The 12130-nt window shown below is 55.7% G+C and carries 8 protein-coding genes; 7 read left to right on the top strand and 1 reads right to left on the bottom strand.

Annotation, left to right across the window (positions count from 1 at the left end; genetic code table 11):
• Positions 1 to 177 precede the first annotated feature (177 nt).
• The 6 genes from X726_RS139340 (at position 178) to X726_RS139365 (ending at position 7291) form a co-directional block, all read left to right on the top strand.
• Positions 178 to 837, top strand: coding sequence for a hypothetical protein (locus tag X726_RS139340; protein ID WP_023684735.1), 660 nt, complete (start codon positions 178 to 180; stop codon positions 835 to 837).
• A gap of 393 nt (positions 838 to 1230) precedes the next feature.
• The gene (locus tag X726_RS139345; RefSeq protein ID WP_023673438.1) at positions 1231 to 2016 is read left to right on the top strand and encodes a GGDEF domain-containing protein; all 786 of its coding nucleotides are present in this window, start codon (positions 1231 to 1233) and stop codon (positions 2014 to 2016) included.
• 421 nt (positions 2017 to 2437) lie between these two features.
• Positions 2438 to 3859 carry an MBOAT family protein gene (locus tag X726_RS139350; RefSeq protein ID WP_023673437.1) on the top strand — a complete coding sequence of 474 codons (1422 nt, stop codon included), beginning with the start codon at positions 2438 to 2440 and terminating at the stop codon, positions 3857 to 3859.
• A complete protein-coding gene (locus tag X726_RS139355; protein WP_023673436.1) occupies positions 3859 to 5370 on the top strand; it encodes a hypothetical protein in 1512 nt (503 codons plus the stop codon). Before X726_RS139350 ends, X726_RS139355 begins: the two co-directional genes overlap by 1 nt.
• 168 nt (positions 5371 to 5538) lie before the next feature.
• Complete coding sequence (locus tag X726_RS139360; RefSeq protein ID WP_156940737.1) at positions 5539 to 6546, top strand: methyltransferase domain-containing protein; 1008 nt, start codon at positions 5539 to 5541, stop codon at positions 6544 to 6546.
• Positions 6547 to 6619: 73 nt separating this feature from the next.
• Positions 6620 to 7291: a class I SAM-dependent methyltransferase gene (locus X726_RS139365; RefSeq protein WP_023673434.1), complete on the top strand. Its 672-nt coding sequence runs from the start codon at positions 6620 to 6622 to the stop codon at positions 7289 to 7291.
• Positions 7292 to 7327: 36 nt separating this feature from the next.
• On the opposite strand, the gene X726_RS1000000168295 is transcribed toward X726_RS139365, so the two are convergent.
• Positions 7328 to 10360, bottom strand: coding sequence for a glycosyltransferase (locus X726_RS1000000168295; RefSeq protein ID WP_084630972.1), 3033 nt, complete (start codon positions 10358 to 10360; stop codon positions 7328 to 7330).
• A gap of 551 nt (positions 10361 to 10911) precedes the next feature.
• On the opposite strand from X726_RS1000000168295, the gene X726_RS139375 reads away from it, so the two are divergent.
• Entirely contained in the window at positions 10912 to 12033 is a 1122-nt protein-coding gene (locus X726_RS139375; RefSeq protein ID WP_084630969.1) for an acyltransferase, read from the top strand.
• The last annotated feature ends 97 nt before the right edge of the window (positions 12034 to 12130 follow it).

Below are 12130 nucleotides of genomic sequence, written 5' to 3'. Positions count from 1 at the left end.
ACATATTTTTTTTTAGCAGATCAATGCACGCCTTGAGAACTACAATCCTTATTCTTGGAAAAAATAAAGAAACTATAAGGAAGACTCGTGCGTAGCTGTGAGTGCATAAGCATATGTCTGCTTTGGTTTGCTGGCATGTTGCAATGCACAAAGCAGAACGGCAACAAGGAGAGTGTCATGGTTAATATCACTCAAAAAATCGCTAGAACACTGGCGGCGGGTGCAATTATCGTCATTTTTGCCGCTCCCGCGAATGCAGGCGGCGGAATTGGCGTCGGTGTCGGCGCATCTATCGGCGGTGCTGGCGGCATCAATGCCGGTGTTGGCGCTTCGATCGGCGGCAGCGGCGGGGTCAAGGCCGGTGCCGGCGCCTCGGTTGGCGGCAGCGGCGGTATCAAGGCGGGTGCTGGCGCTACGGTCGGCGGCAATAGCGGCGTTACTGCGGGCCTCGGCGCCTCAGTCGGCGGTAGCAGCGGCATCAAGGCCGGCGCTGGCGCGACGGTCGGCGGAGCCGGTGGCATCAAGGCCGGTGTTGGGGCCACGGTCGGCGGCAGCGGAGGTATCAATGCCGGTGTCGGCGTCAACGTCGGCAGCGGCATCAACGTCGGTGTCGGCGTCGGCATTGGCGGAACGCCGGGCACGCCCGGTACGCCCGGTACCCCCGGCACTCCAGGAACTCCTGGAACACCAGGCACCCCTGGGACACCCGGTGTCGTCGCCAGCATGTCGAACAGCCAGCTGACACGTATGAAGAAGCGCTGCGTCGATGTGCTCGCCAGCGAGGGCACCTACGACAGCGATCTGCGGCAGCTATGCCTTATGATCTCGCGTCGCTGAGACAGGTTTCGCCGGGAGTGTCGAGCCAGCCGTGAGGCTTTACGGCACTCTCCTACCGCATGGCCCAGACTTCCCGAGGGACATGCGCTGACGAGAAGCCTCCGGCCAGTCGGAAAGCCCGCCGCGCAAGTGGCGGGCTTTTTGTCGCCACTCACAAGGCAACCGATCGCGCCTTTCGATTGCCGGAGCGTTTTATCGTTTAACGGAAACGGTGAAACGCGCTATCCCTTTGTCTTGGTAATTCTCAGGGAAAGCGCCCACGCGCTTCTCCCGGGAAAGCTGCTCACACTTTCCTGGAATTGTTCTGGTTAACCACATTCGAATTGCAGGTAAGATTTTAGGGTTTCATTTGTGTTCCCGCTGCAAAATGGCGAACACAGTGGGAGAAATGGCATGCGGGTCGATCTGTCGCCCACGAGCTGGGGCAGGGTCATAGCAGTCACGGTTGTCGGCACGGCGATCTGTATCGCGGCGGCCTTCTTTGTCGATTCCTACAATTTTCCGTCGCTGTCGCCCGATGCGCTGCGCTGGGCAATGCTCACCGACCTGTTGCTGCCGCTCGTGCTGGGTGGATCGTTCTTCTCTTTCCTGATGTACAAGATGCGCCAGCTGGCGATCGCCCAGAAGAATCTGAGCATCGTCGCGGCGACCGACAGCCTGACCGCGGTGTTCAACCGCGGCGCGTTTTCAATGCTGGTCGAGGCCTATCTCGAACAGGCGCGCAGCCAGTCTGTCGTCGATGCCGGCGCCCTGCTGATCGTCGACGCCGATCATTTCAAGACCATCAACGATCGATTGGGCCACGATTGCGGCGATCAGGCGCTCAAGCTGATTGCGCAGACGATCAAGGCCCAGCTGCGCGGCGCCGACATCGTCGGGCGCATCGGCGGCGAGGAGTTCGCCATCTTCCTGCCTGGCGCCGACCCGTCGCAGTCCTGGCTGGTTGCCGAGGGGATCCGGCGGCGCATCCGCGAGGTCGAGTTTGCCCCGGATGGACGGCCCTGTCCGCTCTCGGTGAGCATCGGTGGCGTCGCCTTCAGCGGACCCACCACCTATGCCGACATGTTCCTGACGGCCGACCGGCACCTCTACAAGGCCAAATCCAACGGCCGCGACCAGGTCAGTTTCGAAACGACCGGGCCGCGCGGCCTGCTCGCCGGTGATCCGACGTTGCATTGAGGGCTGGGACCGGTGCGCCGACAGCTCGGCGTAGCGCCTTAGAGCAATTCCAAGAAAAGTGTGTGTTCCCAGGAAAGCGCTTAGCGCTTTCCTTCGGAATTGCGTCAGAACAAGAAATAGAGTGTTTCGCCGTTTCCCTAAACGATGAAACGCTCTAGCGGCTTGGGCGCGTTATCAACAACCTGTGCATAGAGATAAGCATTTACAGATCAGGCGAGGCGTCTACTATCTGAGCAGGGATGATTCAGAGAGAATTGCCGAATGCTCATACATTTTGTCGATATTTTCGCCGTTGGGACATGTTTTTGTATTTTGGCCGATCCTTGCGCGCTATATTCGATATAGATGGTGAGGTCTTGGGTGGCAAACTTGGCTCTTAGAGCTGAGGTGGTCACCGAGCGTGGGCGTGGTTGGAGGCAGGATGGTATTTTCGGCAAGTAATTTTCTTTTCTTCTTCCTGCCTATCGCACTTGCCATAGCTCTTTTTGCCAAGCCCTCTGCCTTTCGGCCAAGCCTGCTCGTTCTGAGCTTGGCATTCTACTATTGGTCGTCAGGGTCGTATGTAATCATACTCATCGCGGATGTAGTCATCGCCTATTTCGGCGCGCTGGCTGTCGACCTTTGCAAAAGCGCGAGATTGAGAAATGCAGTTGTCGGGGCGGCAAGCGTGCTGCTGGTCGGCATTCTCGTGTTCTTCAAATATCTCGATTTCATAGCGGTGAACGTTGACCTCACTTCAGGCAGCAATCTGTCGGCGACATTCGCCGGCATAATCCTCCCCATCGGCATATCCTTTTTTACCTTTCAGGCATTGTCTTACCTGATCGACGTCTACCGTCGTGAAATTCCTGCAGAGCGCAATGTCGTGCTCTTCAGTACGTACTTCACATTTTTTCCGCACCTGATTGCCGGCCCGATTGTGCGGTTCCGGGACGTCGTGGATGATTTTCGAGCGCCGAGAATATCTCTCGAGAACTTCTCCACTGGGGCCACCCGCTTCGCTCACGGCCTCATGAAAAAGGTGATCATAGCCGATGGTATTGCGCCGATCCCCGATGCCATTTTCGCCGCACCCCACGACACCATAGGTTTTGCCACGGCATGGCTGGCGGCCGCGACCTACGGCATCCAGTTGTATTTCGACTTCTCCGGCTATTCCGACATGGCCATCGGGCTTGCCCGCATGTTCGGCATCCGCTTTGCGGAAAATTTTGAGAGACCCTACGCCAGCCGTTCGATCACCGAATTCTGGCGACGCTGGCACATCTCGCTTTCAAGCTGGTTTCGCGACTATCTCTACATCCCGCTGGGGGGAAGCCGGCATGGCAGGATCGCGACCTATCGAAACCTGTTGATCGTCTTCGCGGTAACCGGCCTCTGGCATGGCGCCTCCTGGACGTTTTTCTGCTGGGGTATGTTCCACGGGCTTTTCATCCTGGTCGAGCGCGTGGCCACCGGCACCTGGCCGAAAGTGCTGGAGAAGGGGTGGCTGCGATATGCCTATTTCCTGCCGGTCGTGATGCTGAGCTGGCCGCTGTTCCGCGCGACGTCGCTTGAACAGGCAATGTCTTTGTGGAAGGCGATGGCTTCGCCCGTCGCCGCTGGTGCATTCAGCCTCGATGCGGCTGCGCCGATAGCCACGACCAGCTTGATCGCCCTTGTGGCCGGTGCGGCAATTTACGTTTTGCCCGGCCGGCTTTCGTTCGGCCAGTTGCTGACAAGCGAGACCAGAGGCGATAAGCTGTATGTCGCCGGCGCCTGCTACACGGTTGTTGCCCTGATGGTATGTCAGGTGTTGGCGCTGAGCGGTGGCTACACTCCGTTCCTGTATTTCCAATTCTGATGAAAACAGCCAGAAAAATATGCAGCGCAATAGTCACCGCGGCCTTCGTGGTCATCATCGCGTCGCCGCTGTTGGTGCTGGCTGTTAGCGGCACCGTTGAACCTTATGGCCGAATACCGTTCACCGCATTTCCGCCGGTAGAAGCTCTGTCCACCAGTTCGAGCGGTGCGTTTGATCAACTGGCTTCAGCTCTTCTTGAACGTTCGCAACTGAAGAAAACGGCCATTACCGTTCGAAACACCGTCTTGCTGAAGGTTGTCCGCCAATATGATCGCAACAATGTAGCCAGCGGAAAAGATGGCTGGCTGTTCTGGAAGGACGATTGGTTTGGGGGACAATGTCAAAAGAAGTATGATGTGAAGATGGCCGTTTCCCGTGTGGGCGCCATGCTTGATGTAGCAAGCGCTTCCGGACTAGAGATGTATTTTACGATTTCACCGGATAAATCAACGCTATATCCAGAATTTCTTGACCCTCATTTCCACAAATTATGGGCCTGCAAGCAGCAAAGCGCCGACCTTCTGCGATCAACGATCAAAACCGAAGCGCCCCAGATCATCGATCACCTGACTGCGCTACAGAGTGAAAAGGAGAATCCAGCCGGAAACATTCTGTATGGCAAGGCAGATACCCACTGGACAAACTTTGGTGCGGCCGTTTCCTTCCGGCAATTGCTCGCCGCAATTTTTCCGGACGCAAAAGGGATACCGCCGCCTGCATTGACTGGGAAAATGGCTCACCCCCCGGCAGATATCGAGACAACTATGCTGCTGGTTGGCAACGGCTACCCGGAAACCGAGATCAACACTTCAGCGGAAATAGCAGCGCTATCCTCAGTCAAGCCGTTCGATCGAGCGGGGTTCACTGTCATTTTGGATGATTCATTCTATAACAAAGTCATTGGGTTGACGGAACCCTTCCGACGCGGCATCGAATACTATCTGTATGCCGACCCACAGGAGATCGTGAAAGCAATACTCGCCAGCGACCGGCTGATCGTCAGCCGCATCGAGCGAGCGGTGGTCGATTCGGTGTTGACCGGCCCTCTTTCATGGCCCGGCGCGCTGGGTCAGTCCCTGGTCGCACGCGACGAACTGGCCGCCAAGGAATGCAGGGATTTCGCTCCCGTTCGTGGCGAGCCGAAACTTCAGGCCATGGTGGTGGACGCGAACGGTTATCGCGCGACCGCTTCTGATCCCCAAATGGTCACCACTGTGCCCGTCTCGGGTAGCAGTGGAAAAATCCCGTGCATTCGGCTGCAGCTGACGTTGAAAAATCCAGACATATTCGAGATCTTTTTTTCACCTCACAGTGGCGAAGATGGAGCTTTTGCTCCTGGCCGTTCGGTTCAACTACCTCTCGGTGCCGGCGACCACGCGATTGCGCTGGTTCTTCCCAGCTATCTGGCTGGACGCTCTATTCGCATCGACCCAGGGGATTTAGGGCAAGAGACGGCCATGCGGGAGGTGCAGTTTGGCTGGCGTTCCTCCACTGGCGAAGCGGCCCGATGATCCGGTTCTCGGACCGAAGGGCTTTCGCAGTCATGTCGAAGCCGCTTCGTCGCGCTCGTTGCTGCAGGGGTCACGGCTACAGGGAACGCGAATGGCTGCAAAGCAAACAAAGGAGACCAAGACAACATCTGAGCGAGGATCGAGATAAGCTCGCACCGAAACTTGTCCTTGGATGAAAATCTAACATTTGCTATCGAACATCTTGCCTATGGCGACAGGGAGGAACACGATACTATGCCGGTTTTCGATTCAGAATATTACCTCAGAAGCAACCCCGATGTTGCAAGTGCAGGTGCGAATCCACTCCTGCACTATCTGCGTGCCGGACGCCGTGAGGGTCGCCTGCCGAGGCCGCCGGCCCATGTGCAAAACGACCAGGCGCAAGCTCAAGACGCCCCAGCCAATAGGAACACAGAGGAGAGAGCCGTGGGAACCGTTGCCGTTGAAGAGATGGAGGCTGCCGCAAAACGGTATGCGGCGATCTATCGGGTAAGCCCAGTGCTTCACTCGGAAGATCACATGTTGGCGCATTTCCTGAAGCTGAGCGCTGAGGGCGGCTTGGGATTCTATTTCAAGGGCGGACTGGCTGATGCGGAACAGCTGATGACCACAATCGAGAAACTCGGAATCGATATGGACAATCTCAGGGTTCTTGAGTTTGCCGCGGGTTATGGCCGGCTTACCCGCCATCTGCAGAAATTATGCGACTTGACGGTAAGCGATATCCACCCCGAAGCGGTGGCGTTCGTCAGCAAACATTGCGGATGCCCGACCTATCTGTCGTCAAAAGAGCCTGAACAGCTCAAGATCCCGGAACAGTTCAATGTCGTCGCAGTCATTTCTCTTTTTTCCCATTTGCCGGATCGCACTTTTGGCAGATGGCTGTCGGCGCTCTATGCGCTAGTAGCGCCAGGCGGTTATCTCATTTTCACGACGATCGGCGAATCCGCCCGGGCCATAAACGCGCAAATACCGACGCCGGGATCTGATGGCATCGCGTTTGAGGCAATATCGGAACAGATAGACTTGGACACGCAGGACTACGGCAATTCGACTGTTCATCCGCACTATGTCGGCTTTCAGATCGGCAGGATACCCGGAGCGCGCCTGGTATCCTACCACGCCGGCGTGTGGTGGAAATACCAAGATCAGTATGTTGTACAAAAAACCTTCTAAAGCGAAACGACGTTGAAAGGCATTGCGTAGGTTTATTGCTTATCCGTAAAAACTAAAAATAGAGAAGAAGACAATGGCTGAATATCATTTCGTTGAGAATTACGAGCGCCACGTTGCCGAGCTCCTGGCAAACTACCCGCTTGACGAAGCGATGAGCCTTGCTGTTGGAGGCAACTATGAAGCCATCGGGAAGATCGCAGCGAATGTTCTCGTCTATGCCGGCATTCGAGATGGAGACGCCGTATTCGATTTTGGCTGCGGCAGCGGAAGAGTGGCTCACGCTCTAGCCAAGAGGGTTAATGCCAGTCGCTATCTGGGGACGGATATCGTCCAATCCATGCTCGACTACGCGAAAACCAAAACGCCTGCCCATTTCAAGTTTAAACTCCATCGGGAATTGAGTTTTCCCTGCGGCGACAACGAATTCGATATGGTCTATGCCCTCAGTGTCTTTACGCACCTGTTGCAAACCGAATGCTATACATATCTGCTCGAAATATCGCGCGCGCTTAAACCGCGTGGCATCGCCGTAGTATCGTTTCTTGAGCTATCCGAGCCTGCCCATTGGCCGATCTTTGAAGGATCGCTGGGTGTGTACTACCTCAACACATTCATCGAGCGCAGCCAGTGGCAGGTGTGGGCCACCCATGCCAATCTGTCGATCAAGGAATTCATCGACGGCCCGAAAGCCCCTTGGGGCGGCGCGCCTCTCGGGCAGTCGGTCATGATCATGCAGAAGCCATGATGGTCGCGGTCGCGCTTTCGCCGAAATAGATCGTTGCTACAAACCACTGCTACCCGCGGGCAAGCCGGCAGGCAACCTTGGTCGACCCCGCTCACTGCCGGAAACGTGAATGCTGTGCGTCTCTTTCCGTAGCAAGCGGCTCGCTACGGGAAGCGCCGGCCGATCCGTCAGGAAGTCGACGATCTTCTTCATCGCCGCTTGGGAGAAGGCCTCGTCCCAGTCGGCCGGCCAATTGAAACGCGAGCCTTGCAGCCGCTTGTCGTATTGATCGACGCGTGAGACAGCGTCTTTGAGTCCGGCGACCACGCCCTCCAGTGTCGGTTCCACCGGAATGAGGTTGGTAGAAATATCCCGCAGGCTCTCCGCCGTCTTGTTTTCGAACGTGTTCGTCACGGTCCACAGGCCGGCAGAGGCCATTTCCAGTGGCACCAGGCTGGGGTGGGGCGTCAGCATCAGCGAGAGACCGACATCGTGGTGCGGCAGGCGTTCGGTATACGTCTGCAGATCGGTCTTGGGCATCATCTCCAGAACCACGTCGGGCGCCAGCCTGATCTTGCTGGCGCCGCCGATCGAGCCCATGCCGTAGAATTTCCATTTGCTGGCGTCGAAGTCAGGGGAGCGAGCGAGTTCCGCAAGCGCCATCATGCCGAGCTCGAACATGTTGCGCGCGGCATGCGCCTCCGGGCGAGCATAGAAAAGAATACGCCGTTCGTGGCGGCGCATATCGTCTAGTGATGGCTTGAATTTCTGAATGGCGTTGCGGAAAACGGCATGGTTCTTCTCCGCGCCGGGATGCGAGAAGATGCCGATCTTGTTCAGCTTGAAAAAGTCGCGCAGCATGGGTGTCGAGAAAAGCTGAAACTGCGGGAAACGGTAAGACTGTTGGAATAGCGCGGCAATCGTGTTCATGGGCAGGAAATAGGGTTCATATTCCTGGACCATGAACATGAAACGGTCCTGTCCCAGTTCTCGGCTGGCGCGGTGCGCGACGTGAGCCCCCCAACCATTGGTAGCGATGAAGCGATCATCGGGACTGACGAACAATTCCTCTTTGCGGTCATGCCGATGCTCGATTTCGATGTCGTCGAACAGTCGCTCGATGCCTGGATAGCCCTTGATGCGCTCACGGGCGAGCGTCATGTCCAACTCCGTACGTTCCATAGTCACGATCCGGACGAGAAAACCTTCCCGACGCAAGCGAAGCGCCAGGCTGAACATGCCGATATAGCCGCCGAAAATGTATTTGAAGTCGATCGTGGCCAGAAGGATGTTGACGCGCTTTGGCTCGCGACGCGATACGTGCAGCGTCAATGGCTGGATATTACGAAAAATCCAGTTGTTCTCCATATCTTCGATGCTCAGTATCCCGCCGGCGGCGACGGCCATCGGCAGAGCTTCGGACCCTGTCTTGATCTTGCGGACATATCGCAAGTATTTGGTTTTCTTTAATCGATAGGCGAGATTTCTTGCTCTGGCCCCCAAGGCGGCGTTCATCAGCAGGCCCTCGACGTTCAATGTCGAATGACGCCGCAATATCCTTGAAATTTTCAGACGTATCGGTTCGAAGATATCGGTCGTCAAACGCGGGATTCGGTCGGCCGTCTTCTTCAGGGTGCTCGACATTCCAGGGTTTCGCAGCCGAAGTGTTTCGGCGAATACTGCCTTTTCCAGCGCCCCCGAAAAATCCACGCGTGCTTGCTGCAGCAAGGTCCTGCCTGCGTCGAGCAGGGCGCGCTTGTTTTTTGCGCCTTTCAGGATGGCTCCTATTGAATAGGAGACCCCGCGGTAGCGCTTGATAACCTGCCCGATAACGTTAGCACCGTGCTGATGGTAATCGTACAGAGGCTCCTCGATATAGGAAATGCCGCCGGCAACCTCGGCGGCAAGCGCGATCCATTGGTCGTGGTAGGCGTCCATCAGCCGCTGCGGAAACGGCAGGATACGGTCTAGGATGTCGCTGCGAAAAAGGCTCGCGGCGCCGGTCACGCTATTGGCAAGGAACAGCGAAAGAAAATCCGCATATTCGTTCTTACGATGGGTCCAATATGTCTCGGAGACAACCTCGTCGGCGGTTACGATACGACAGTCGCTGAAGGCGAGTTTCTTGTTTTCCGGCAGGGCCTGGATAAGCTTCGTGAGTTTGTCGGCATGCCAGTAGTCGTCCTGATCCGCCAGTGCCACGAATTCAGCGTTGACAGGCACCAATGAAAGGCATTCCTCGAAATTCTTGTAGAAGCCTTTGCGCTCCTTGTTTCTGACATAGACAAACCGGCTGTCGTTTTCGATCAGGTCCAGAATGTCGTTGCGAGAGGCCGCGCTGGAGCTGTCGTCGGTGATCACGCAGATCCAGTTCCTGTGGTTTTGCTCACGAATTGACCCGATTTGCCGTTTCAGAAGCTCCAGCGGCGGGTTGTAGGTCGCCATGCAAATGGCAACCTTGGCCCCTTTGGCAGGCCACTTCACCTTCACCGGACGACGGTTGGCTCCAGGCTGGAACTCGAAGACAGCTAGCGACTGCTCAATGATCTCTCCCGATTTAAGCTCGGCGAGCAGTCGCAGTTCGCGGGTCTCCGGCTCGGCAATTTCCTCGATCGGCAATATCGTGATGAATTCGGAAAATAGGCTGCCGCCGGTCGGATCCTGTGCGGGATGGAAGTAGTGCACGACATCGGGCCGAGCCCAGGAATGGTTCCTGATTTCATGCTGCCTGGTTCCGTCCAGGACATAGAGCCGCCTGATCGGATTGCCGGGACAAAAAGCCCAGCCGTGGAGATACAGCGCAAGCCCCTTGCCGACGTGAAACGAGCGACTCGACGGAACGTCGAGTCCGCACAGAAGTTTGTGGTGCTGGTTTGCTTTTTCTTTAGGGAGCGTTCCGTGAGTCAGCGCTTTGGAGGACGGTGCATTTACCTTTTCGACGGCGGGATCTTTGCGAAAGTCAAAAAACTGCTGGATACCGAATTGTCCAACCGCAGCGAACAGAGTGCCAATATTCGGTTTATTCCACCGGTGGCTCGGTCTATTTGATAATACATCTCGTGTATTCACCAAGTTTTCACCCATTTTCATGCCGATATTATTTCTTGACTTCGCTCCGTGACATGCCTTTTCCGGAAAAACAGCGCGCCACCTCCCACTCTTGCTAAGCAGGTTAGCTGTGAGAGCTTCATCCTACAATAGAATTCAAAGTTTATCGGCAAGTTTGTTTTCTATTTCTAGTAGAACAGCGATATCAGCTTAAAAATACAAGGAACTTACAAATATCGTATCGTTTAGATCAAAATGTCATATTTGATGATTTAAAGCAAAGATGTCGAATATGTCTGTCACTTTGAATTCACCACGAAATTTAGCCAGATAAGCTAAAAATATCGTTTTCGTGGAAGTAGCAGTGCGGAGCAACTAAGTGCCATGGTACCTTGCTTTGCCGGTCGAGCGGGCCGAAGGCCGGTAACAGTTCGTGGCTCTCGCACTGTCTAAAGGGGCGTCAGTTTCCGCGCTTTGACATCAGCCTGTGGAGCGATGAAAAGCGGGAATCGACATTCGAAAGAGGAATGGTAGGTTAATTATCGAATGCCCGTAATTTGACCAAACAAAATATCGTTTTTTCTGGGTAAGAGATGAATCCTCGCTCGAAATCATTTTCGATACAAGCATTAAGAGGAATTGCTGCAACTTTAGTTGTTTGTTTGCATATTTGTACCGTCTCCTCATTTGGCAAAAATGAATGGGGAGCCGCTGCCTACAACTTTTTCCTGCATTTCGGAGCATTCGGGGTCGACATTTTTTTCGTCGTCAGTGGCGTAATCATCGCAGGTCTCCTGCAGCAGCAGAACGCCGGTCACCCTCTTTATTCCCTGCAATTCCTTATGCGGCGCTTTGTCAGGATCTATCCGATCTATTGGCTTTCCCTCGGCGCGACAATCGCCGTGCTGCTCAGCAGTGGGGGTCTTTATCCCGTCGACTTTTCACAACTGACGCCGAAAACCCTCGGCTTGGTGACGACGAATTTTCTGTATCCGATCAGTTGGACGCTTTGCTTTGAAATTCAATTTTACCTTATCGCGGGCTTGGCCATGCTGTTCGGTCGAAGGTCGGGAGCGGTGATCGCTGTCTGGGGCGTAGCCCATATTGTGGCTGTGACTGCAGCCGAGCGCGGCTGGGATCATGGATTGTATTTTGCCGCCCCTATCACAGCGGAGTTCCTGCCGGGATTGCTGATCGGGTATGTCGCGAGCCGCCGATCGCTGCCATTTCCGCGAGCCTGCATAGTTCTGGGCTTCATCATTGTGGCTGTAGCCGGTTATTATGCTGGGCCGATGCTCGGGACCACGACAGGCCTGCTTCGCCTCGCTATCTATGGAACGGCTGCGTCGCTGATCGTATGGGGCGCGCTGTCATTGGAGGGCGCCGGCTGGCACCCAGCCAGGTGGCTCACATTTCTGGGCGATATTTCATACTCGACCTATATGTGGCATTGGCCGACCATGATCGCAGTGTCGCTACTGTTTGGTGCATGGTTGAGCCATTCCGCGGGTGTCGTCTCCTACATCGTTACCACAGGCGTTTGTGTCCTGATGGTAAGCTGGGCGAGCTATCGATGGATCGAGCGCCCGTCCACGCGGTGGGCAGGCGGGCTGTTCAAAAGGCCGCCGCGATCCGGGCAGATGGCGGCAAGCTCTCCAGTCGCCGCAGTGCCGCTGCCTGCGCTGTCGGAACGGTTGGCGATTCGCCAAACCTGAGACTTGGTTTGGGGTAGTGTGCTGAGAGTTCTGCAAATTCGCTGAGAGGGGGCGGTCATGGCAGGCTGGTGATTGTTCACGTCACCTGATTCCCGCG

The sequence above is a fragment of the Mesorhizobium sp. LSJC285A00 genome (genome assembly GCF_000503155.1).
GTDB lineage: Bacteria > Pseudomonadota > Alphaproteobacteria > Rhizobiales > Rhizobiaceae > Mesorhizobium.
The sequence above is the reverse complement of the archived record's forward strand: the minus strand, read 5'-3'. Positions and strand labels throughout refer to the sequence as shown.